The sequence below is a fragment of the Streptomyces sp. NPDC088747 genome, assembly GCF_044751025.1.
Lineage (GTDB): Bacteria > Actinomycetota > Actinomycetes > Streptomycetales > Streptomycetaceae > Streptomyces.
In genome coordinates, this window is record NZ_JBIVKZ010000015.1 from 174966 (window position 1) to 198707 (window position 23742).

General features: G+C 69.0%; 15 protein-coding genes and 1 pseudogene. 4 read left to right on the forward strand and 12 right to left on the reverse strand.

Annotated elements, in window-relative coordinates:
• Positions 1-36: 36 nt before the first annotated feature.
• On the forward strand, positions 37-843 hold the full coding sequence (locus ACIP79_RS30755; protein WP_401228371.1) for a DUF3097 domain-containing protein: 807 nt from the start codon (positions 37-39) through the stop codon (positions 841-843).
• 211 nt (positions 844-1054) lie between these two features.
• On the opposite strand, the gene hemW is transcribed toward ACIP79_RS30755, so the two are convergent.
• Positions 1055-2287, reverse strand: coding sequence for a radical SAM family heme chaperone HemW (gene hemW / locus ACIP79_RS30760; RefSeq protein ID WP_383686709.1), 1233 nt, complete (start codon positions 2285-2287; stop codon positions 1055-1057).
• Positions 2288-2343: 56 nt separating this feature from the next.
• Entirely contained in the window at positions 2344-4395 is a 2052-nt protein-coding gene (locus ACIP79_RS30765; RefSeq protein WP_401228373.1) for a SpoIIE family protein phosphatase, read from the reverse strand.
• 232 nt (positions 4396-4627) lie between these two features.
• Between ACIP79_RS30765 and ACIP79_RS30770 the strand changes: the two genes are divergently transcribed.
• Positions 4628-8698 carry a HAMP domain-containing protein gene (locus tag ACIP79_RS30770; RefSeq protein WP_401228470.1) on the forward strand — a complete coding sequence of 1357 codons (4071 nt, stop codon included), beginning with the start codon at positions 4628-4630 and terminating at the stop codon, positions 8696-8698.
• Between the two features lie 12 nt (positions 8699-8710).
• On the forward strand, positions 8711-9298 hold the full coding sequence (locus tag ACIP79_RS30775) for a two-component system response regulator (protein ID WP_401228375.1): 588 nt from the start codon (positions 8711-8713) through the stop codon (positions 9296-9298).
• A 205-nt stretch (positions 9299-9503) separates the two neighbouring features.
• On the opposite strand, the gene ACIP79_RS30780 is transcribed toward ACIP79_RS30775, so the two are convergent.
• Together ACIP79_RS30780 and lepA are read right to left on the reverse strand one after the other, a co-directional pair.
• Entirely contained in the window at positions 9504-11378 is a 1875-nt protein-coding gene (locus tag ACIP79_RS30780) for an AMP-dependent synthetase/ligase (protein ID WP_401228377.1), read from the reverse strand.
• Positions 11379-11653: 275 nt separating this feature from the next.
• Positions 11654-13522: a translation elongation factor 4 gene (lepA, locus tag ACIP79_RS30785; protein WP_383686699.1), complete on the reverse strand. Its 1869-nt coding sequence runs from the start codon at positions 13520-13522 to the stop codon at positions 11654-11656.
• Between the two features lie 223 nt (positions 13523-13745).
• Between lepA and rpsT the strand changes: the two genes are divergently transcribed.
• Positions 13746-14012, forward strand: a complete 267-nt coding sequence (gene rpsT / locus ACIP79_RS30790; RefSeq protein WP_121403109.1) for a 30S ribosomal protein S20 — start codon at positions 13746-13748, stop codon at positions 14010-14012.
• Between the two features lie 456 nt (positions 14013-14468).
• On the opposite strand, the gene holA is transcribed toward rpsT, so the two are convergent.
• The 8 genes and pseudogenes from holA to ACIP79_RS30830 form a co-directional block, all read right to left on the reverse strand.
• A complete protein-coding gene (gene holA / locus ACIP79_RS30795; RefSeq protein ID WP_401228379.1) occupies positions 14469-15455 on the reverse strand; it encodes a DNA polymerase III subunit delta in 987 nt (328 codons plus the stop codon).
• A 377-nt stretch (positions 15456-15832) separates the two neighbouring features.
• Positions 15833-16078: a hypothetical protein gene (locus ACIP79_RS30800; protein WP_401228381.1), complete on the reverse strand. Its 246-nt coding sequence runs from the start codon at positions 16076-16078 to the stop codon at positions 15833-15835.
• A gap of 72 nt (positions 16079-16150) precedes the next feature.
• A complete protein-coding gene (locus ACIP79_RS30805) occupies positions 16151-17035 on the reverse strand; it encodes an arylamine N-acetyltransferase (RefSeq protein ID WP_401228383.1) in 885 nt (294 codons plus the stop codon).
• 4 nt (positions 17036-17039) lie between these two features.
• Positions 17040-17633 (reverse strand): annotated as a pseudogene (locus ACIP79_RS30810) (ComEC/Rec2 family competence protein); the annotation flags it as partial.
• A gap of 72 nt (positions 17634-17705) precedes the next feature.
• The gene (locus ACIP79_RS30815) at positions 17706-18152 is read right to left on the reverse strand and encodes a hypothetical protein (protein WP_401228385.1); all 447 of its coding nucleotides are present in this window, start codon (positions 18150-18152) and stop codon (positions 17706-17708) included.
• Positions 18149-20245 (reverse strand): integrase, encoded by a 2097-nt coding sequence (locus ACIP79_RS30820; RefSeq protein WP_401228387.1) that lies wholly within the window; start codon positions 20243-20245, stop codon positions 18149-18151. Before ACIP79_RS30820 ends, ACIP79_RS30815 begins: the two co-directional genes overlap by 4 nt.
• Positions 20242-22080, reverse strand: a complete 1839-nt coding sequence (locus ACIP79_RS30825; RefSeq protein ID WP_401228389.1) for a hypothetical protein — start codon at positions 22078-22080, stop codon at positions 20242-20244. Before ACIP79_RS30825 ends, ACIP79_RS30820 begins: the two co-directional genes overlap by 4 nt.
• A 101-nt stretch (positions 22081-22181) precedes the next feature.
• A complete protein-coding gene (locus ACIP79_RS30830; RefSeq protein WP_401228390.1) occupies positions 22182-23648 on the reverse strand; it encodes a hypothetical protein in 1467 nt (488 codons plus the stop codon).
• Positions 23649-23742: the final 94 nt, after the last annotated feature.

Sequence of the window (23742 nt, forward strand, 5' to 3'; positions counted from 1 at the left end):
CGCCATCGGGGCCCCGCTTCTCCTATCGTCATCCGAATGCGCCAGTACTCTCCGGACCTGACCCCGCCGTGGAAGAAGCCCAAGCCCGTGCCCGAGGTCCCGGCCGACCCCGGTCTGGTGGTCGAGGAACCCGGCACCGGCTTCTGCGGCGCGGTGATCCGCTGCGAGGCGGGCACGGTGACGCTGGAGGACCGCTTCGGCAAGCACCGGGTCTTCCCGATGGAGCCGCGCGGCTTCCTCCTGGAGGGCAGGGTGGTGACGCTGGTCCGCCCGGCGGCCGGGGCGCCCGTACGTCCCTCCCGCACCGCCTCCGGATCGGTCGCGGTGCCGGGCGCGCGGGCGCGGGTGGCGCGGGCCGGCCGGATCTACGTGGAGGGCCGGCACGACGCCGAGCTCGTCGAACGCGTCTGGGGCGACGACCTGCGCATCGAGGGCGTCGTCGTCGAGTACCTGGAGGGCGTCGACGACCTGCCCGCGATCGTCGCCGACTTCGATCCCGGGCCCGATGCCCGTCTCGGCGTCCTCGTCGACCACCTCGTGCCCGGCACCAAGGAGTCCCGCATCGCCGCCGCGGTCACCAGCGACCACGCCCTGGTCGTCGGCCATCCCTACATCGACATCTGGGAAGCCGTGAAGCCCGCCTCCGTCGGCATCGCCGCCTGGCCCCGCGTCCCACGCGGCCAGGACTGGAAAACCGGCGTCTGCCGTGCACTGGGCTGGCCCGACAACACCGGCGCCGCCTGGCAGCACATCCTGTCCCACGTACGCTCCTACAAGGACCTGGAACCGGAGCTCCTGGGCCGCGTCGAGGAACTGATCGACTTCGTGACGACACCGGAGTAGACCCCAGCGCGTTTCCTCGCCCCCTCCGCCCCTTCCCGTCCCGTACCTGGGGGCTGCCGCCCCCAGACCCCCGCATCGCGCTGACGCGCTCGTCCTCAAACGCCGGACGGGCTGAAAAGAAATTAGCCCCTCCGGCGTTTGAGGAGCGGGGGTTCGGGGGCGGAGCCCCCGAGTTCGGGACGGGAAGGGGCGGAGGGGGCGAAAGTAGCCCTCAGTCGACCAGGTCGCGGACGACCGCGTCGGCGAGGAGCCGCCCCCGCAGGGTGAGGACAGCCCGCCCGTCGTCGTAGGGGGCGACTTCCAGCAGCCCCTCGGACAACGCCCGCCGCGAGGCGGACAGCCCCTCCGGCCGGAGCAGCGACAGCGGACACCCCTCCCGCAACCGCAGCTCAAGAAGAATCCGCTCCACCCGCCGATCCTCCCCGGACAGCAGCTCCCGCCCGGCCCCGGGCGACCGCCCCGCCGCGAGAGCCCCGGCATACGCCCCGGGATGCTTCACGTTCCACCACCGCACCCCGCCCACATGACTGTGGGCCCCCGGCCCGGCCCCCCACCAGTCCGCCCCGCGCCAGTACAGCTCGTTGTGCAGACACCGCCCCGCCTCGGACGATGCCCAGTTGGACACCTCGTACCAGTCGAAGCCCGCCCCGGAGAACACCTCGTCGGCGATGAGGTACCGGTCGGCGTGGACGTCGTCGTCCGTCATGGGCACCTCCCCACGCCGGATCCGCCGCGCGAGCTGCGTCCCCTCCTCGACGATGAGCGCGTACGCGGACACGTGGTCGGGCCCGGCACCGAGCGCCGCGTCCAGCGAGGCGCGCCAGTCGTCGTCGGACTCCCCGGGCGTGCCGTAGATCAGGTCGAGGTTGACATGGTCGAAGCCGGCCGCGCGGGCCTCGGCGACGCAGGCCTCGGGCCGGCCGGGCGTGTGCGTGCGGTCGAGGACCTTCAGCACGTGCTGCCGGGCGCTCTGCATGCCGAAGGAGATCCGGTTGAAGCCGCCGGCCCGCAGGGTGGCGAGGTACGCCGGGTCCACGGACTCCGGGTTCGCCTCGGTGGTGATCTCCGCGTCGTCCGCGAGCCCGAACTCGTCACGGATCGAGGCGAGCATCCGTACGAGATCGGCGGCGGGCAGCAGGGTAGGCGTACCGCCGCCGACGAACACCGTACGGACGGGTCGCGGGTCGTCGCCGAGGACCTTGCGGGCGAGCCGGACCTCGTCGATCAGCGTCTCGGCGTAGTTGTCGCGGGAGGCGAGCACGCCTCCGGTGCCCCGCAGCTCGGTCGCCGTGTAGGTGTTGAAGTCGCAGTAGCCGCAGCGGGTCGCGCAGTACGGCACGTGGAGGTAGAACCCGAGCGGACGGTCGGCGGCACCGGCGAGGGCGTGCGCGGGCAGCGCCCCGTCGTCGGGGACGGGCTCACCGTCGGGGAGTGCGGAAGGCATGCCTTCCATTGTCCGGTACGGCCGCGGGAACTCTTCCCGCGGCCGTACGGGAGCCGCTATTCCGCCTGGAGCACCAGCAGCGCCATGTCGTCCTCCGGCGGCTTGGCGCCGAACTCGTGGACGAGCCCGCGGATCCGTTCCGCGACGAGTTCGGCGCTCAGGCCGGTGCAGCCCGCCAGTGCCTCGGCGAGACCGTCGTCGTCGTCGAACTGGCGGGAGCCGCTGCGGCGCTCGGTCACGCCGTCCGTGACGCACAGCAGGGTGTCGCCGGGGTACAGCTCGAAGGTCTCGGAGACGTACGTCACGTCCTCGAAGACGCCGAGGAGGGTCTGCGGCCCGGCCACCTCGCGCACCTCGCCGTCGGGGCCCAGCACCAGCGGCAGCGGGTGTCCGGCGGAGGCCATGGTGCAGCGCACACCGCCGTCGAAGGGCACCAGTTCGCCGTACAGCATGGAGAGGAAGCGCGTCTGCGGCCCGGAGTCGGCGCCGAGTCCCGGCCCGCCCGCCGCCACGAGCGCGCGGGCCGCCGCGTCCGCCGCCTCCGTCGCGTCGTCGAGCAGAAGCCGGTTGAGGCGGTCGAGGACATCGGGGACCTCGTACCCCTCGCGGGCCAGCAGCCGCAGCCAGGGCCGGGCCAGCCCGATCACGACGGCGGCCTCGGGCCCCTTGCCCTGGACGTCGCCCACCGCGAAGCACCAGCGGCCGTCGGCGGCCGGGAACAGGTCGTAGAAGTCGCCGCTGGGGCCGCCCTTGTCGAGGGGCTCGTAGACGAGGGCGCTGCGCACGCCGGGGATCTCGGCGACCGCGCCGGGCAGCAGGCCGCGCTGGAGGACCCTGCTGATGGTGGCCTGGCGCGCGTACTGGCGGGCCGCGCCGATGGCGAGAGCTATGCGGCGGCTGAGGTCCTCGACGAGTCCCGTGATCTCGTCGGGAAAGCCGGCCGGTCCGGCCCGCCCGATGACGAGCGTGCCCAGCGGACGCCCGCCGGCGATCAGCCGGTAGGCGAGGGCGGCCCCGCTTCCCCGGTCCGGAGCCGGTACCTCCTCTGCCGGCGCCTCTCGCGCCTGCGCAGGCGCCCGCACCTCCCCACCCGGAGCCGGTGCTTGCCCGCCCGGCGCCGGTGCCTCCCCCGGCCAGGGCACCGGCACCGCTCTGGAGCGCACCGAGTCGGGCAGCCGGGGCGGGTCCTTCTCCAGGGCGCGGCGCAGGTCCTCGATGCGGTTCTCGCTGCCGTGCCAGACACGGGCCAGCCGCGGGCCGAGCGCCAGGCCGAGTCCGCCGGCCCGGTCGGTGGCCTCGTCCTCCAGCCACACCGCGCACCAGTCGGCGAGGCGCGGCACGATCAGCTGTCCGGCGAGCGCGGCGACGAGGTCCTCGTCGAGCTGCCCGGCGAGCAGGTCGGAGGCCTCGGCGAGGAAGGAGAGGGCGCCGCGGTTGAGCCAGTCCTGGTCCTGCTGGGTGCTGTGTCTGGGCGCCGGGGCGGGCGTATCGGCGGCCCTCAGCCCTTGTTCCAGGGCCCGTTCACCGTCGTACGCCGTGTACGCCGTTGTCCGCCCGCCGGTTTCCCCGATCCCGTCGATCCCCTGGAGCATCTCGCCGCCCAGGCCCATGGGCAGCCGCGCCCAGACGGTCTTGACTCCGGTGCGGTAGGTGATCCCCCAGGCGTCGGAGAGCGCGGAGACGAGCCGCAGGCCGCGCCCGTACTCCGGTACGTCGTAGGGCTGTTCGGCACTGTCGTCGCGTATCGCCCGTGCGGGGTGATGGTCGGACACCTCGATCACCAGCGGGCCGGGTGAATCCTCGTCGGTGCTGTTGACGCTGCACGCCAGCTCGACGTCGGTGCCAGCGTGCACGACGGCGTTGGTGACGAGTTCGCTGACGACCACCATGGCGTCGCCGGTGAGCCGGTCGTCGATCATCTCGGCGCCGTACGAGCCGAGTTCGGCCCACTCGGCGAAGGCGGCGCGCAGGAAGTCACGGGCGGCTCCGGGCGCGAGCGGGGTGCCGGGCAGCGAGGTGCGGGCGACCGAGTCAAGGCCGGCACGGTGGTGCGCGGGCGCATCGGGCGCACGCGCCTTGAATACCCGTTGCGTCCCGATGGCCCCCACGGTGCGGCTCCCTGAGCAGTTCGGACGAATAGGCCTCAGCCGATGCGGACACAGTGACAGACTGGCCCTGCCCATAAGCGCCGAGTTACCGAAGTGGGCCGCCATGACTGAGAACAGTGGTATGCGTGTGCTCGAAGACGGTCCTGCGGACGGGCTCGTAGCGGACGGACTCGAAGAGGGCATCGAGGATGGCCGGATTCGTGCGTCGGAGCTGCGCCCACTGCTCGCCGCGATGACGGCCGCGCGGGACGGTGACTTCAGGAAGGTGCCGGAGACGGGCCACGGGGTGGTGGCCGATCTCGGCACGATGTTCAACCAGATCATGGACCGCAGCTCCCACTTCAACTCCGAGGTGCAGCGCGTCCGCCGGGAGCTGGTACGCCACGGCCGCCTGGACGAACGCCTCGCGGCGAGCCCGGGTCAGGGCAGCTGGACGACCAGGGTCAACGACGTGAACCAGCTGCTCGACGCCCTGGTCGCGCCCGCGGCGAACGCGACGCGGGTCCTCGACGCGGTGGCCGGCGGTGACCTGACCCAGCGGGTCGACCTGCACGACGGCAACCGTCAACTGCGGGGCGATCTGCGCCGGCTCGGGCGCGCGGTCAACAAGATGGTCGACCAGTTGTCGTTGTTCACCGGTGAGGTGACCCGGGTCGCGCGCGAGGTCGGTACCGAGGGGCGGCTCGGTGGCCGCGCCAAGGTGACGGGCCTGTCCGGCAGTTGGCGGGATGTCACCGAGGCGGTCAACACCATGGCGTCCCGGCTGACGGCCCAGGTCCGGGACATCGCCCTGGTGACGACGGCGGTGGCCCGCGGTGACCTGACCCGCACGGTGACCGTCGAGGCGACCGGCGAACTGCTCGAACTGAAGCTCACCGTGAACACGATGGTCGACCAGCTCTCCGCCTTCGCCGACGAAGTGACGCGCGTCGCCCGCGAGGTGGGGACCGAGGGCCAGTTGGGCGGCCGGGCTCAGGTGCGGGGGGTTTCCGGCGTCTGGAAGGACCTGACGGACAACGTCAACTTCATGGCGTCCAACCTCACGTCACAGGTTCGAAATATCGCACAGGTCACCACGGCGGTGGCCAACGGCGACCTGAGCCAGAAGATCACCGTCGACGCGCAGGGCGAGATCCTCGAACTGAAGTCCACCATCAACACGATGGTCGACCAGCTCTCCGCCTTCGCCGACGAGGTCACCCGCGTCGCCCGCGAGGTCGGCACCGAGGGAAACCTCGGCGGCCGGGCCCAGGTGCGCGGGGTGTCGGGCGTCTGGAAGGACCTCACCGACAACGTCAACTTCATGGCGGACAACCTGACCTCGCAGGTCCGCAACATCGCCCTGGTGTCCACGGCGGTGGCCCAGGGCGACCTGGGCAAGAAGATCACCGTCGAGGCGAAGGGCGAGATCCTGGAGCTCAAGTCGACCATCAACACGATGGTCGACCAGCTCTCCGCCTTCGCCGACGAGGTCACCCGCGTCGCCCGCGAGGTCGGCACGGAAGGCAACCTCGGCGGCCAGGCGCAGGTGCGGGGCGTGTCCGGGGTCTGGAAGGACCTCACCGACAACGTCAACTTCATGGCTCTGAACCTCACTTCGCAGGTCCGCAACATCGCCCAGGTCACCACCGCCGTCGCGAACGGCAATCTGGGCAAGAAGATCACCGTCGACGCGCGCGGCGAGATCCTTGAGCTGAAGGACACCGTCAACACGATGGTCGACCAGCTGCGCGCCTTCGCCGACGAGGTCACCCGCGTCGCCCGCGAGGTCGGCACCGACGGCCGGCTGGGCGGCCGCGCCCAGGTGCTGGGCGTCTCCGGCGTCTGGCGCGACCTGACCGACAACGTCAACTACATGGCCGACAACCTGACTTCGCAGGTTCGGAACATCGCGCAGGTCGCCACCGCCGTCGCCCAGGGCGACCTCTCCAAGAAGATCGACGTGGACGCGCGCGGCGAGATCCTGGAGCTGAAGACCACCATCAACACGATGGTCGACACCCTGTCCTCCTTCTCCTCCGAGGTCACCCGGGTGGCCCGGGAGGTCGGCTCCGAGGGCCAACTCGGCGGCCAGGCACGGGTCGAGGGCGTGTACGGCACCTGGAAGCGTCTGACGACGAACGTGAACGAGCTGGCGCTCAACCTGACCACCCAGGTCCGCGCGATCGCCGAGGTGGCCTCCGCGGTGGCCCAGGGCGACATGTCCCGCTCCATCACGGTGGAGACCCAGGGAGAGGTCACCGAGCTCAAGGACAACATCAACCTGATGGTGGCCAACCTCCGCGAGACCACCCGCGCGAAGGACTGGCTCGAATCGAACCTCGCCCGCCTCGCCGCGCTGATGCAGGGCCACCGCGACCTGATGGAGGTCGCCGACCTGATCCTGCGCGAGCTGACCCCGCTGGTGAACGCGCAGTACGGCGCCTTCTTCCTGGCCGATCCGGAGGAGGACAGCCTGCGCACCGCCATCCCCGCCAAGGGTCTCGCCTTCATCGCGGGGTACGGCTCGGCGCAGGGCGCGACCGTGGACACGGGCGGCATGCCGGTGCACGGGCTGGTCCGGCAGGCCGCCCGCGAGAAGAAGCGGATCCTGGTGGACGAGGCCCCGCCGGACTACATCAAGATCAACAGCGGTCTGGGCGAGGCCGCTCCCGCGAGCGTCGTCATCATCCCGATCCTCTTCGAGGACAAGCTCCTCGGCGTGATCGAACTGGCCTCGTTCTCCCGCTTCTCCGACGTCCACCTGGCCTTCTTCGACCAGTTCGTGAACACCATCGGCGTCGCGATCAACACCATCATCGCCAACTCCCGCACCGAGTCCCTGCTCGGGGAGTCCCAGCGGCTGGCCATCCAGCTCCAGGACCGCTCCGACGAACTCCAGTCGCAGCAGGCGGAACTGCAGCGTTCCAACGCCGAACTGGAGGAGAAGGCGGCCCTGTTGGCCACCAGCTCGCAGTACAAGTCGGAGTTCCTGGCGAACATGTCGCACGAGCTGCGCACCCCGCTGAACTCCCTGCTCATCCTCGCCCGCCTGCTGTCCGACAACCCCGACGGCCATCTCTCCGACCAGGAGGTGCAGTTCGCGACCACGATCCACCGGTCGGGCTCCGACCTGCTCCAGCTGATCAACGACATCCTCGACCTGTCGAAGATCGAGGCCGGCCGGATGGACGTACGGCCCAAGAAGCTCCCCCTCATCAAACTGCTCGACTACGTCCACGCCACCTTCCGCCCGCTCACCCTCGACCGCGGGCTCGCCTTCGAGGTGGCGGTCGGCGAGGACGTACCGCGCGAGATGTGGTCGGACGAGCAGCGGCTCCAGCAGATCCTGCGCAACCTGCTCTCCAACGCCATCAAGTTCACCGCGACCGGCCGGGTCGAGCTGCGCGTCAACCGCCTCAAGGACCCGGACCACGTCCACACCCGCGAGAACAGCGACGACGTGATCGCCTTCGCCGTCTCCGACACCGGAATCGGCATCGCCCCGGAGAAACTCCCGGTGATCTTCGAGGCGTTCCAGCAGGCCGACGGCACCACCAACCGCAAGTACGGGGGCACGGGCCTCGGCCTGTCCATCAGCCGCGAGATCGCCGGGCTGCTCGGCGGCCGGATCGTCGCCGAGAGCAAGCCCGGCAAGGGCTCCACCTTCACGCTGTACGTCCCCGTCATCAGCCCCGGACACGCGGCGACCGGGCCCACCCACGAGGACCACGACCTGCCCGTGCCCGAGCTGTCCACCGAGCCCTACACCGCCCACGACACCGACGACACCTGGCCCACGCCCACCAAACTGGAGGCGTGGAAGACCGGCCGGGCGGGACAAGTCCTGCCGGGGCGCCGGGTGTTGATCGTTGACGACGACATCCGCAACGTCTTCGCGCTCACCCACGTACTCGGCCGAATCGGCATGCCCGTCCTGTACGCGGAGAACGGCCGCGAGGGGATCGAGACCCTGGAGCGCAACCCCGACGTCGAACTCGTCCTGATGGACATCATGATGCCGGAGATGGACGGCTACGAGACGATCTCCGCCATCCGCCGCACTCCCCGCTGGACGGGGCTGCCCATCGTCGCGCTCACCGCGAAGGCGATGCCGGGAGACCGCGAGAAGTCCATCGCCCAGGGCGCGAACGACTACGTGCCCAAGCCGGTGGACGTCGACCAACTGCTCACGGTCGTCTGCGCGCTCCTCGACCCGGAGGACACGGAGCCTCCGGAGAGCCCCGCTGCCGAGACCGCAGTACCTGTTGTACCGGGACCGAGCACATCAGGGGAGCCCGCGATCCCGCCGACGACTGAGTGAGGCACAGTCACCATGAGCGCTGAGGAAACGACCGACGAGCGCGCCAGCATCCTCCTCGTCGACGACATGGAGGACAACCTGATCGCCCTTGAGGCCGTCCTGGGGTCCCTCAACGAGCCGCTGGTGCGCGCGCGTTCGGGTGAGGAGGCGATGAAGGCCCTGCTGCGGCAGCGGTTCGCCGTCGTGCTGCTCGACATCCGGATGCCCGGCATGGACGGCTTCGAGACGGCCGCGAACATCAAGCGGCTCGACCAGACCAAGGACGTCCCCATCATCTTCCTGACCGGCACCGACGCCGACGCGGGCTACGCCTTCCGCGGGTACGCGACCGGAGCCGCCGACTACCTGACGAAGCCCTTCGACCCCTGGGTGCTGCGCGCCAAGGTCACCGTCTTCCTCGACCTCCACCGCAAGAACCAGCAGTTGGAGCGGCTGCTCGCCCGCGAACAGGAACAGTTCGACGAACTCGCGGGCCGCCTCAGGAAGATCGAGACGTCCATGGCGGCCAGCAGCCTCCAGGACGTCTTCGAACTGCGCCACCAGGTACGGCAGATGGCGGAACTGCTGCGGGAGATGCGCAGGGGCCGGGGCCCGCGGTAGGCGGAGGGCGAGATCCCCGGCAGGGGAGGGGCGGCTCCCCGGTAGGGGAAGGGCGGCGCCCGTCGTTCTCCAAGGCACCGCCCTCACGCCGTACTTGCGGCCAGGCTTGGCGTGCTCAGGCCTCGCGTGCTCAGGCGTGGCGCGACCAGACTTCGCGCGAACCGGCCGCGCGCGATCAAGCCTCGCGCAAACCGGCCGCGCGTGATCAGGCCTCGCGCGAACCGGCGTACATCTCCTCGATGAGGTGCTTGTACTCGCGCTCGACGACCGGTCGCTTCAGCTTCAGGCTCGGGGTGACCTCGCCGTGCTCGATGTCGAGGTCCCGGGGCAGCAGCCGGAACTTCTTGATGGTCTGCCAGCGCTGGAGACCCTCGTTGAGTTCCTTGACGTAGCCCTCGACGAGGCCGACCGTGGCGGGCGCGGCGACGACCTCGGCGTACGACTTGCCCTCCAGGCCGTTCTCCTTGGCCCATTCGAGGATCGACGGCTCGTCGAGCGCGATCAGGGCGGTGCAGAAGTTCCGGTCGGCGCCGTGCACCAGGATGTTGGAGACGTACGGGCACACGGCCTTGAACTGGCCCTCGACCTCGGCGGGCGAGATGTACTTGCCGCCCGAGGTCTTGATGAGGTCCTTCTTGCGGTCGGTGATGCGGAGGTAGCCGTCCGGGGACAGCTCGCCGATGTCACCGGTGTGGAACCAGCCGTCGGACTCCAGCACCTCGGCGGTCTTCTCGGGCAGCCCGTGGTAGCCCTCCATGATGCCGGGGCCGCGCAGCAGGATCTCGCCGTCGTCCGCGATCCGCACCTCGGTGCCGGGCAGCGGCTTGCCGACGGTGCCGGTGCGGTAGGCCTCGCCGGGGTTCACGAAGGAGGCGGCGGAGGACTCGGTGAGGCCGTACCCCTCCAGGATGTGGATGCCTGCGCCGGCGAAGAAGTAGCCGATCTCGGGCGCGAGCGCCGCGCTGCCCGAGACGCAGGCGCGCATGTTGCCGCCGAAGGCCTCGCGGATCTTGGCGAAGACGAGCGTGTCGGCGACTTTGTGCTTGGCGCCGAGCGCGAAGGGCACGGAGGCGGTGCCGGTACGGCGGAAGTTGTCCTGGCTGACCTTCGCGTACTCGCGCGCGACCTCGGCCGCCCACTGGAAGATCTTGTACTTGGCGCCGCCGCCGGCCCGCGCCTTGGCCGCGACGCCGTTGTAGACCTTCTCGAAGATGCGGGGCACGGCCGCCATGTACGTCGGCCGCACCACCGGAAGATTCACGATGATCTTGTCGACCCGGCCGTCCACGGCCGTGACGTGCCCGATCTCGATGTGGCCGGAGGTCAGCACCTTGCCGAACACGTGCGCGAGCGGCAGCCACAGGTACTGCACGTCCTCGGGGCCGAGCAGTCCGGTCGCGGCGATGGCCTTCGCCATGTACGACCAGTTGTCGTGCGGAAGGCGGACACCCTTGGGGCGGCCCGTGGTGCCCGAGGTGTAGATCAGCGTCGCGAGCTGGTCGGCGGTGATCGCGCCGACCTTCTCCTTGATCAGGTCGGGGTTCTTCTCCAGATGGGCGGCGCCACGGGCCTCCAGCTCGGCGAGGGTGAGGACCCAGTCGCTGCTCTCGACGCCCGCGGAGTCGATCACCACGACATGCGTCAGCTCGGGAAGCTCGGCGCGCTTCTCCGCCACCTTGGCGAGCTGCGCGGCGTCCTCCGTGATCAGGATCCTGCTCCCGGAGTCCGAGAGGATGAACGCCGACTCCTCGGCGTTGGTCTGCGGATACACCGTGGTCGTGGCCGCGCCCGCGCACAGGATGCCCAGGTCGGCGAGGATCCACTCGACCCGGGTGGAGGCGGCGAGCGCGACGCGCTGCTCGGGCTGCACGCCCAGTTCGATCAGCCCGGCCGCGACGGCGAAGACCCGCTCGGCGGCCTGGGCCCAGTTCATCGACTTCCAGTCGTCCGGGCCCTCGCCCGAGGCGGCCGGTACGGGGTAGCGGTAGGCCTCGGCGTCCGGCGTGGCCGCCACACGCTCCAGGAAGAGGGCCGCCACGGACGGCGGACGGTTCTCGATCAGGGTCTGTGTGTCGCTCACGACATCCTCCGGGGCCCGCGACAGTGGGTGCGGCTGCCTGGTTGTGGCTGACTGGTTGCGGCTGCGCGTCTGACTCGTCCGTTCACTCGCGAACCGTTGTTTAACTCACGAGTAACTATGGAGCAGTGATCAGAGTAGAGCCCGCCCGGCCACCGCGTAAGAGTCGGCGGCCTGTCACTTCCTACAGAGCGCGACCCGACGTACGCGCAAGGGCCCGTCACGCCGGAGCGCGACGGACCCTTGTGAACGCCTGGGACGAACGGCATACCGCGTGTCTACTTCTTGCCCTTGCCCGAGCCGCTGTCCTCGTCACTGGACAGCACGGCGATGAAGGCCTCTTGCGGAACCTCCACAGAGCCCACCATCTTCATCCGCTTCTTGCCTTCCTTCTGCTTCTCCAGCAGCTTCCGCTTACGCGAGATGTCACCGCCGTAGCACTTGGCGAGGACGTCCTTGCGGATGGCGCGGATGGTCTCGCGGGCGATGACCCGCGACCCGATGGCCGCCTGGATCGGCACCTCGAATGCCTGCCGCGGGATCAGCTCCCGCAGCTTGGCGACGAGCCGCACTCCGTACGCGTACGCCGCGTCCTTGTGCGTCACCGCCGAGAAGGCGTCCACCTTGTCGCCGTGCAGCAGGATGTCGACCTTGACCAGGCTGGAGGCCTGCTCGCCGGTGGGCTCGTAGTCGAGCGAGGCGTAGCCGCGGGTCTTGGACTTCAGCTGGTCGAAGAAGTCGAAGACGATCTCCGCGAGCGGCAGCGTGTAGCGGATCTCGACCCGGTCCTCGGACAGGTAGTCCATGCCGAGCAGGGTGCCGCGCCGGGTCTGGCACAGCTCCATGATCGAGCCGATGAACTCGGAGGGCGCGAGGATCGTCGCCCGCACCATCGGCTCGAAGACCTTGTCGATCTTCCCCTCGGGGAACTCGCTCGGGTTGGTGACGACGTGCTCGCTGCCGTCCTCCATGTCGACGCGGTACACCACGTTCGGCGCGGTCGCGATGAGATCGAGCCCGAACTCACGCTCCAGCCGCTCACGGATCACGTCGAGGTGCAGCAGCCCCAGGAAACCGACGCGGAAGCCGAAGCCGAGGGCGGCGGAGGTCTCCGGCTCGTAGACGAGCGCGGCGTCGTTGAGCTGAAGCTTGTCGAGCGCGTCGCGCAGCTCGGGGTAGTCCGACCCGTCGAGCGGATACAGCCCGGAGAAGACCATGGGCTTGGGGTCCTTGTACCCGCCGAGCGCCTCGGTCGCCCCCTTGTGCAGGGTGGTGATGGTGTCACCGACCTTGGACTGCCGGACGTCCTTCACCCCGGTGATGATGTAGCCCACCTCGCCGACGCCCACTCCGTCGGCCGGCGTCATCTCGGGGGACGAGACACCGATCTCCAGCAGCTCGTGGGTGGCGCCGGTGGACATCATCCGGATCTTCTCGCGCTTGTTGAGCTGCCCGTCGATGACTCGGACGTACGTCACGACACCGCGGTAGGAGTCATAGACCGAGTCGAAGATCATCGCGCGCGCGGGGGCGTCCTGGACACCGATCGGCGCCGGGATCTCGGCGACGACCTTGTCGAGCAGCGCCTCGACGCCCAGCCCGGTCTTGGCCGAGACCTTCAGCACGTCGTCGGGGTCGCAGCCGATGAGGTTGGCGAGCTCCTCCGAGAACTTCTCCGGCTGCGCGGCCGGCAGGTCGATCTTGTTCAGTACGGGGATGATCTTGAGGTCGTTCTCCATCGCCAGGTAGAGGTTGGCGAGAGTCTGCGCCTCGATGCCCTGGGCGGCGTCGACGAGGAGGACGGTCCCCTCGCAGGCGGCGAGCGACCGGGACACCTCGTACGTGAAGTCCACGTGCCCGGGGGTGTCGATCATGTTGAGGATGTGGGTCCTGCCCGGATCCTCCGACGATGCCCAGGGCAGCCGGACCGCCTGGGACTTGATCGTGATGCCACGCTCGCGCTCGATGTCCATACGGTCGAGGTACTGAGCACGCATCTGCCGCTGCTCGACCACCCCGGTCAGCTGGAGCATGCGGTCGGCGAGCGTGGACTTGCCGTGGTCGATGTGCGCGATGATGCAGAAATTGCGGATCAGAGCCGGGTCGGTACGGCTCGGCTCGGGCACATTGTTAGGGGTCGCGGGCACGCAGGGTCCTGTCTCTTGAGGCGCCTGTCGCCTCGGGTCGGATCGATACGTAGGCTCCATGGTCCCATGGGCGGAGAGCTGCGACCGGTTTGGGCCGGTCGGGGGAGCACTGGTAGCCTGGGTGGCTGTGTCTCGTGCCCTCTCTGCAGGAGGCACACCCAAGGAAATCAAACGGCGTGTGAGACGTCATGTCTCGCGCGCCTGAACCTGTAAAGGCTCATTCGTGGCGAACATCAAGTCCCAGATCAAGCGGATCAAGACCAACGAGAAGGCCCGGCTGCGCAACAAGGCCGTCAAGTCCTCCCTGAAGACCGCGATCCGCAAGGCCCGCGAGGCCGCTGCCGCCGGTGACGTCGAGAAGGCCACCGAGTACACGCGCGATGCTTCGCGCGCGCTCGACAAGGCCGTCTCGAAGGGCGTCATCCACAAGAACCAGGCCGCCAACAAGAAGTCGGCGCTTGCTTCCAAGGTTGCTTCCCTCAAGGGCTGATTCCAACCCGACTTGACCGCCGGAAAGGACCCAGCGGGCCCTCTCTTCCGCTCCTGACCGGCACCCCTGGACCCACGCACGATCTGCGTTCGCCACGCGGGCGTGGCTCCAACATCGTGAACCAGGACCCCGCTCTCCCTCCCTTCCCCGGGAGCGAGGCGGGGTTTTTGGCATGCTCAGAGTTGGCCGCTCGGGTGTCTGAGGAGGGGTGGAGGTGAGGGGTGGGGGGGAACCCCGGGTGCAGGGGCGGGGTCTGGGGCGGAGCCCCGGGTGCAGGGACGGGCTTCGACGCCGAGCCTCGGAGACAGGGACCAGGCCGGGAGCGGGGTCTGGGGCGGAGCCCCGGGAACAAGGGACGGGTAGGGGCGGAGGGGGCGAAAAAACTTCCGGCCCCCGACACCTGCCCCCCTATCGGGACCCGAGGCCCAGGCCCAGGCCCGACACCGGTGCCGGTACCTACCCCCGTCGGGACCGCGCGGCCCGGGCGATCACGACGACGGCCTTCTCCAGGGCGTACTCGGGATCATCCCCGCCCCCCTTGACGCCGGCGTCGGCGTCAGCGACAGCCCGCAGGGCGACGGCGACCCCATCAGGGGTCCACCCCCGCATCTGCTGCCGGACCCTGTCGATCTTCCACGGCGGCATCCCCAGCTCACGCGCGAGATCAGCCGGCCGCCCACCCCTCGAGGAGGACAACTTCCCGATCGCCCGCACCCCCTGCGCCAACGCGCTGGTGATCAGCACCGGAGCCACCCCGGTCGACAGAGACCACCGCAACGCCTCCAGCGCCTCCGCGGCCCGGCCCTCCACAGCCCGGTCGGCCACGGTGAAACTCGACGCCTCGGCCCGCCCGGTGTAGTACCGCCCGACAACGGCCTCGTCGATCGTCCCCTCGACATCCGCCGTCAACTGCGACACCGCCGAGGCCAGCTCCCTCAGGTCGCTCCCGATGGAGTCCACGAGCGCCTGACACGCCTCGGGCGCGGCCGACCTCCCCAGCGCCCGGAACTCACTCCGCACGAACGCCAGCCGATCCGCCGGCTTCGTCATCTTGGGACACGCCACCTCCCGCGCCCCCGCCTTGCGCGCGGCGTCGAGCAGCCCCTTGCCCTTGGCCCCACCCGCGTGCAACAGCAGCAGAGTGATCTCCTCGGCGGGCGCCCCCAGATACGCCTTCACGTCCTTGACCGTGTCGGCCGACAGATCCTGCGCATTGCGCACGACCACGACTTTCCGCTCGGAGAACAGCGACGGGCTCGTCAACTCCGCGAGCGTCCCCGGCTGCAACTGGTCCGGGCTCAGATCCCGCACATCCGTGTCCGCGTCGGCGGCCCTCGCGGCAGCCACCACCGCCTGCACGGCGCGGTCAAGCAACAGATCCTCCTGGCCCACGGCAAGCGTCACGGGAGCGAGCAGGTCATCGTCAGCAGTCTTCCTGGCCATCCCGCCAAGCATCCCACGCGCCACTGACACCACGGTCCGAGCAACCGGAAAGCCGGAAAGCCGGGAAGCCGCGAGGCGGGCGAGGCGGGCGACCGGAAAGCCGGGAGGCGGGAGGCGAGACCGACCGGGAAGCCGGGCCGACCGAGAAGCCGGGCCGACCGGGAAGCTGGGCCAACCGAGAAGCCGGGCGGCGTGGCAGCCGGGAACGCTCGCCGACCTCATGCCTACCCACCGCGAGCCCACCAACCCACGCGCAAACCACGCCCTGGACAACCCGCGCCCTGACCCGACCACCCGGCCGGGCTTGGCCGCGGCGGACGACGATCCCCCGCACCGAGCGGCGAGCGGCACGACACCGCCCCCACCCCAGCAGAGCCCTACGGCTCCTCGCGCCAGCCGTCCCACTCCCCCGCGAACTCGTCCACCTCCTTCGGGTCGAGCCGCTCCTCGGCATCCCGGAGCAAAAGCAGCCACTGCGCGTCCTCGGCGTCGTCCTCGCCGGCGAGCGCGTCCCGCACGAGCCGCGGTTCCTCGTCGAGGCCGAACCTGTCACCGAGTGCCTGCGCGGCCTCTTCCGCGGCATCACGGTCGGGCAGTACCAGCACATGTCTCACATCGCTCACGCAGACATTTTCCGATACGCCCGAAGCCCCCGACGCCCGGGTCGGCCACCGCCCCCGAATCAGCCGGTGCGCTCAGCCCACCTCCCCCTCAGCAACCGTTCCACCTGCCTCCCCCATCTCTCCCGTCCCGGCCACCTTCCGGACCTCCGGCACCCGCTTCAACTCGATCCCGAATCGGTCGCGATAGGTCGCCAACACCTCTTCGTCCGTTGCCAGTTCCGACACCTCCTTCGTCCCGTCGGCCGCCGTCACCGTGAGGCTTCGACCGCTCAGCGTGATCCTTCCGCCGTCATCGGTGACTCGCGAGCAGACCAGCGACCGTGCGAAGTGCGACGTCAGCGAGGTGCTGTGCCACCAGGCCCCGGTCACGAAATCCCCGAGCACCCGCGGCCGCACCTCCAGCCGGTACTGCGGCTTACCATCCCGGATGACATCGAGATCCTCCCTCTCCCGCGACCCGCCGGCCCCCCGTACCCCGGCGGCGTCCGGCCCCGCCTCGACGACCCGGAACGTGCCCCCGGGATCCTGCTGCTCCCCCCGGTCACCGAAGACCAGCGGATAGAGAGTGAGCGCCCCGAACCCGACGTCGCTCAACCAGTCGCCCCCGTCCACCGTCCGCACCCGCAGCGCGAGATGGTCGTACGGAATCCCGAGCCGCCCCTCGTCGTCGTACGTCCTCCCCGCCAGCAGCGTGACGTCGAACCCCAGCGCCCCCAGCAACGCTCCGAACGCCCCGTTCACTTCGTAGCAGAAGCCACCCCTGCGCCCACCGACCAGCTTGTCCAGCAGCCTCTTCTCCTCCAGCACGATCTCCTCACCGAGGTGAATCGAAAGGTTCTCGAACGGCACGGTCTCCAAGTGGCGGCGGTGGAGTTCGCGCAGCGCGTCGGACGTGGGCCACGCGGGGTACTGAGCCCCGATCCTGCGGAGGTAGGCGTCGGCCTGTGCGGAATTCATGAGTTCAGTGTCTCGCCACGCTCAGCCCTCCGCCCGCATCCACGACCGCCAACGCCCCGTCCTCGTCGGTACGAAGCACCACGGCACCCCCTGCCCGCAACGCGTCGACCGTGCTGGGCGCGGGATGTCCGTACGGGTTGTCCCCGCCGCACGAGATGAGCGCGACCCGCGGAGCCACCCTGCGTATGAGGTCCGGATCCTGGTAGGCCGAACCATGATGGGCGACCTTGAGAACATCCACGCCTCCCAACTCAGCGGCTGCCGACGATCTCAACAACGCACGCTGAGCCGGTGGTTCGAGATCTCCGAGCAGCAGCATCCGCAGTCCCGCCGACCTGACGAGCAGGGTGACACTGGCGTCGTTCGGGCCGTCCTCCGTCGCTGCCGGGCTCGGCGGCGGCCACAGCACCTGCCAGTCGAGTCCGCCCGTACGCCGTCGCTCCCCCGCCACGGCCCGCGTCACCGGGATGTGGCGTGCAGCGGCCTCCCTCCGCACGAACTCGGCCTGTTCCGGCGGTTCTTCCAGACCCGTTGTCTCGATCGCGCCCACCGAACGCCCGCGCAGCACGCCCATGAGCCCCGCCACGTGGTCGGCGTGGACGCCTTCTTCGCGCTGCGTATGTCTCATGAGACATTCCGTGTGATGCACCTTGAGTCCTTGATCAGGGGGTTAGCGGCTTTGGCGGGGGCCGCGGAGGCGGATGGGCGTGACGGTGGTTGAGACGCCCCTGTCGAGCTGCTGCCGGAGGGCTTCGTTGTCGTGGAAGAGGGCGGCGATCGCGGTGTGGGCGGCCTTGAGTTTGTTCTCCAGGAGCGTGCATTCCTGGGTCTTCTTGGTCAGGCGTTTCTTGAGGTCGGCGATGGTCGCGTCGCGTTTGGCCTCGCCGGGCGTGGTCTTTCCGTTGTCGGTGATATGGGCGTCCCACTCGGCGAGGATGGCGTGCGCGCGGTTCATGGTCGCGCGGCTGACCTGGGCTTCTCTGTAAAGGTTCTCCTTGGTGAGGCGGCCGTCTGTTCGTTGGGGGCGGCCTTCGAAGAGCCGGGTCATCGCTGCCCGCAGCGATGCGGCGGTCTTGGGGCTGACCTCGTCTTCGGGAGTGGCAGCGGCGTCGGTCACTGGGCTTCGCTCGCCATCGAAATGACATTGCGGGTGATGTCCAGTTCGCGTTCGGCGAGGTCCCGACGGCAGGTGGGGATGGAGGGGTTGTTGATGATCTCCAGCTGTTTGCGCTGGTGGGAGTCGTAGATCGGCAGGTGCTCGGGGCCGATCATGCTGTTGGCGCATCGGTCTGGCCGGCAGCGTTCGTCGAGTGGCCCGGTGTGCCCTTCGGGGATGATTGCGTTCTCAAGGCAGACGGCGCCGACGGGGTTGGTGTGGTCGGCGGTGCAGTTGTTGAGCATGCCGAAGCGGATGTGGATCCGGGTTGTTCGCAGAAGGGTGTCGGCGGTGCGGGCGTCGCCGTTGCGGGCCTTGACGGTGGCGGTGATCTGGTCGAAGGCGTCCTTGACGCGTTCGGCGCCGGCTCCGAAGCCGATCTCCTCGCCTGCGGTGTGGCGTTCGTAGAGGTCTTTGATCTTGCGGAACTTGACGCTGTCGAGGGCGTCTTGGAGGTATTTGGCCCACTCCTTGTCGGAGGCCGCGTAGCCGCGGGTGGTGGCGTTGGCCAGCGCGCGGGTGGCGAGGTGCTTGAGCTGGATGCCGGTGGCGATTTCGGAGCCGGGGAACTGGTCGGTGAGCATCGCCATCGTCTTGCGGAACATATGCGGTCGGATGTAGGTGACGGGGATTTCGTCGAGTCCGGTCCAGGCTCGGTTGGCGTTCACGAACGTCACGAACGCCTTCAGCATGCTGACACCGGGGACGGTGCCGTCCTGCTTGTTGGCGTGGACGGGAGCGAAGACGCGTTCAGGGTGGAGCGAGACGGCCTCAGCGACCGCGAGGGCCTCGACGAGAGGTTCGGCGATCCACCAATGCTTGCCTGGGCGGTCGGTGGTGCCTTTGATCTTCGTGGAGGAGATGGCGGGGGTGCTGTAGTGCTCGACGACGGGGTCCCGCAAGATCTCGTGGATTTCCGAGTCGCGCATCATTGACAAGCCCACGACCAGGGTGAATGCCGCGTCACGAAGCGCCGTCTTCAAGTCGAACAGGGCGCGTGTGTCGATGCCAGGGTGCCACGGCCCCGTGATGCCATCCGGGCGGGTGACCTGTACCAGTTCTCCGCTCAGCGCCTGGGTTGTGATCCGGCCCTCGGCGACCGCGTCCAGGATCAGGGTGCGTCGGCGTTCCCGCGCCGGGCTGCCACCACTGAGCATCGCAGAGCTGCAGTCGCTCTCGTAGCCGAGGAGGAGCATCAGCAGTGCCCACTGCGGCTCGGGGGTCTGTCCGTCCAGGGACTCGGCGTGGATGGGGATCTTGTTCGAGGGGTCGGCGAGCCACTCTTCAAGCTGCTCGTCGATGCCGACGACCGACGTCCGGGGGGCTGCTCTGAGCTGGCGGAGTCTGCCGTCGGTGCGCAGGACATCGGGCGCGAAGTCGTGGATGTAGGCCCAGGCCGCGCGGATCAGCGGAAACCAGGTCTTCGGGGGAACGGTGGGAGTGGCGAGGGTTCGCTTGGCTGCGAGCTCGACGACCTGGCGGGCGCTCTGGCCTGGCCATGGATCACCCTCCGGCCAGGGCAGACTCAGGCCAGGCGTGGCCGCCGCCAAGTTCTTCAGGGTGCTCACGTGGTTCTTGATCGAGTCCGGAGAGGAGCCTTCGGCCGGCATATCCGTGATGCGTTGCCGCAAGTTCTCGACCGTCCATCTGTCCGGATGTGGCGGGAGCCCGTTTTTGTGGGCCCAGCGAGCCATGGTCCGCAAACGCGAGGCGATGTGATTCAGCGTGCGGGGGTTGGCCGAGCCGTCGAGAACGACGCCGCGCTTGAGGACCACGGGGTGACGCTGATTGCAGAGGAGCATCAGCAGCTCTCGCGCCAGCAGATTCCAGTACGGGTCCTCGAGCTCCAGGCTGAAGTTGACCTTCCAGTCAGTGGCGTTGACGTTGGCGGGCCGCTTGAGCACCCCGTTGAAGTCCCAGAAGGTGGTGTCGCCGAACCTGGGGAGGTAGGCCCCCGGTTCGCGAGCCGCGGGCAGGAGCGGGCGGCCTTGGACGACCGGCTCGTCGTGCGGGAACAGGGATGGGCACCGCTGCTGGGGCAGGGAAAGGATCATCCGTCGAACTCCGTGTGGGCGGCCAGCGGCAGGTCCAGAACTGCCTCGCCGGCCTCGATGTGCTTGCGGGCCTGAGCGAGTTCCTCGGAAGTTCGGTCATGCAGGACGGCCTTCAGGTTCACCCAGCTCTGCCCCCAGAGCCGGCCGAAGGCTTGAGGCGCCAGGAGAGTACGAAGTCGCTCCAAATGCGCTTTGAATAGCAGGAGTTGAGGCAGGTTGGTAGGGAGAATCCAGGCGTTGCGGCATTCCAGGCAGCGCAGCGGTGCGACGGCGCAGAGTTCGCCTGGGCGGCTGTAGGGGCCCTGGTAGGGGTTCTTGCAGTGAGAGACGCCCATGTCGAGCTGGCCGGCCATGATGCCCTCGGCTTCCTCCGAGGTCAGGCCGGCCTCTTCGAGTCGGCCCTGGTCGATGTCCTCGGCTCCGGTGACGACGGTGGGCCCGTCGATGCGTTCGAGTGCCTGGTCGAACCAGTGCTGCTGAGCTGTGGTGATCGTCCGACCGGACATGATCCGCAGTGTGGTGCCCTGGGCATAGTGGCCGGCGAAGGTCTCTTCGGTGTGGTCGTCCGCGGCGGCATCGATGCGGCCCTCGGTGACGATGGCTTTCTCGACCTTGGTCGATTTGCGCAGGCGCCCGATGTGCCGGTCGCCTTTGACCTTGACGTCCATGGCGTCCAGCCAGTGGCGGAACTGTGTTCTGCCCTGGCCGGGGTCCCACCGGTTGAACACGATGGTGCGGTCGTTTCGGACGGCGGCGTTGATGAAGAGCGTGTCGGTGACATGCGGGGCTTTGGCTCGGGCCCGGGCCGTGAGATCCATGAGTTGTCGGACCACCTCGCTGGCCTCGCGCCGGGGCCAGTTCACGGTGAGCTCTCCACTGTCGTCCTCGTCATCCGGGGCCCGGGGCTCGGGCGGGCTCTGGTCGCGAAAGGCCCGGTGCCGCAGCCGCTCGGCTCGGTGCTTGAGCAGGGTCAGCCGGACCCCTTTGGGTAAGAACTCCACTCCCGCCTCGCCGAAGCTGGTGACCTCTTCGGAGGTGTGGCCGGTGGCGTCCATCAGCAGGACGCGGAACGCGTGCAGGTCGAGGGCGGTGGGATACAACCGTGCGACCAGCCTGCGCGCCAGCTGCATGCGTGCGGTCGAAGGCCTGGGCATCCGCCCCGGTCCGGCAGCGAGTTCCAGCAGATCCAGCGGCCATTCGCGTGACAGAGGCACACACCGACGGATGTCCTCGACAGTGATCTCTTCGTGGGCCAGTCCCCAGAGCAGGTCGGCGATGCTGGTCCAGCTGCCCTGATCCGGATGACGTCCCTGTGCTGCGAGAGCCCAGCTCCCCTCGATGCGCTTGCGGGTGGCATGCGCGCTCGTCCAGGCGGCCCGGACCATGGCCAGCTTTTCCTTGCGGGTGAACTCGTCCCGCTCCTTGCTCTCCCCGCTGCCCAGGAGCGCGGGGCCACGGGCGAGCCGGGCCAGATCCGCAGCGACCGTCCGCTCGCCATGGTCGTCCCGGCGGATCACCAGCACACGCAAGGAAGAGGCCAGCAAACCAGGCCTGGTCGAGCCGTCGTCGTACTCCTCGGGCAGGGACAGCTCCCACTTCACCAGCGTGTCGAAGAGACTCGGATCGGCCAGGCTCGCTCCGGCGGCTTCCGCGCCGAGCACCTTGTCCACGTACTTGCAGAGGTGGTCGATCGCGTGCCTGTAGTTCTTCGCCTGGGACCCGATCTCGGTGGCGGCGACGTACTCGACCCACTCGTCCGCGAGTTGCAAAGCCAGCAGCGAGCAGCGGTAGTCCGCCGGATCCAGCGCCGCGAGGTGCCCGGGGAGCTGTACCACTCTGGGTCCTGTTCCTCCTGGTGGGACCGGGTTCGCCAGCGCGGCAAGAAGCCGAGCACGTTCCTCGGCCTTCCGGCTTTTCACCTTCCTGTTTGGCCTGGTCATCGGCGGTCCCCGTTCGCTCCGGACAGGACGTGCGAGGCGATCTCTGCGTAGGTCGCCTCACCGTCGCCCACCCAGCCGTTGAACGCGGCCTCGAACTCGTTGATCAGGTCATCCGTGTACTGGAGGTACTCGTAGGTCGTTTCCGGGCTCGCATGACCGAGTCTGCGGCTGACGATCAGCAGCGGGTTGTGCCGGATGTGCCCGGTCAAGTACGAACGGTGCCGGCGACGGCGAGCCTTGAGATCCGGCTCCTCGCCGTCCATCAAGTTCTCCAGATAGGTCAAAAGCCGCAAAGCGTAGGTGTGCCGTAGGTCGTGCCACCTCCAGCGCCGAGTCGGCAGGAGCGGCGTGGTGTGGTCGGCGAGGGCTGTCATGCGTGCCCATGCCCGGTGGCGGTAGCTCTTCCAGGCGTCCGCCCCCGGCATCAGGCCTCCGCGGCAGACGAACAAGGTCAGAGCCTCCAGGCCGAACTCGCCCTCATAGACCGTGATCCGCCGCAGCTTGGCGTCCATCGCCGACATCTCGTACTCGCGCACGACACCGTCCAGGACACCCTTCACCCGACCACCCGCGACGTCGACCTCACTGACGACGAAGAGGTCACGGGCCTTGCGCTCCAGGCCCCGGGCCGCCCGGCGGACGATGTCGGGGCGCTCGAGCACACAGAACAGATCAGCGGATGCCGCGGCGTCCTCGGGGACGTAGACCGTGCGGGCTTTGCCGTACTTCGCGCAGGCCTGGAGCTGGAACTCCGCACCTCCGCCTGACAATCCGGGCCACAGGCCGATCTCGGGCAACAACACGGTCGCCCACTCACGCCACCGCATCCCCGACCCCAGGGCGATGTCCGAGCCGGCGCGGCCGCGCAGCGGTGACCATCCGCGGAAGGTCCTGTCCACCTGGGAGTTGGGCAGTTGCCCACCCAGCCCAACGTCCCGGAGGTACCGGTACTGCTCGAACGTCAGATGCCGGATGTCCATGCCCGCGCGGACCCGTGGCGCCAACGCATTGCGTCCCCGTGCGGCCACCCGCGCCGGGCGGTTCAGCAAGATCTTCCGGTCGACGAGGAAGCCGTAGAAGTCGTCCAGGACAAACGACTCCCGACTCCAGACCGCCCCGCCAACCGGCTTCTTCTGCCGCTGGGTCCGATGGCCACGATACGAAACGAGATCAGTCTCCGTCGCCGAGAGCACATCGCTGTCCAGGGCAGCGAGATGGTCATCGAGCCGGCCAATCACCCGCCCGTAGTCCTTCAGCGTGGTCTCAGCCAGCAAGGACGTCGAAAGATACCTGCCGAACTCACACAGCGGCGGGACCGGCATCTGCGTCTCCTCATCGAGGTACACCGGCGTCCCGTCGAGGACACCCCGCCGTTCCAACAACGCGGTGACCTCCGCCGCGGAGATCACATCTGTGTCCAGGTACCTCTCCAGCAGATCGGACTGCACAAAGGCAAGGTCCACACTTGCTCCTCCCCAGGGACCTCAGAGAACTCTCGTCAGCTCACCTGTCTCGTACCGCCACGACGAATCGAGACTGAACCACAGGTCTCATGAG

What these genes read in the sequence shown, in the direction of transcription:
- ACIP79_RS30805 (WP_401228383.1), bottom strand. Translation starts at nt 17,035, where the DNA reads ATGAATTCCGCACAGGCCGACGCCTACCTCCGCAGGATCGGGGCTCAG.
- holA (WP_401228379.1), bottom strand. Translation starts at nt 15,455, where the DNA reads ATGGCCAGGAAGACTGCTGACGATGACCTGCTCGCTCCCGTGACGCTT.
- ACIP79_RS30770 (WP_401228470.1), top strand. Translation starts at nt 4,628, where the DNA reads ATGACGGCCGCGCGGGACGGTGACTTCAGGAAGGTGCCGGAGACGGGC.
- ACIP79_RS30755 (WP_401228371.1), top strand. Translation starts at nt 37, where the DNA reads ATGCGCCAGTACTCTCCGGACCTGACCCCGCCGTGGAAGAAGCCCAAG.
- hemW (WP_383686709.1), bottom strand. Translation starts at nt 2,287, where the DNA reads ATGCCTTCCGCACTCCCCGACGGTGAGCCCGTCCCCGACGACGGGGCG.
- ACIP79_RS30775 (WP_401228375.1), top strand. Translation starts at nt 8,711, where the DNA reads ATGAGCGCTGAGGAAACGACCGACGAGCGCGCCAGCATCCTCCTCGTC.
- ACIP79_RS30820 (WP_401228387.1), bottom strand. Translation starts at nt 20,245, where the DNA reads ATGATCCTTTCCCTGCCCCAGCAGCGGTGCCCATCCCTGTTCCCGCAC.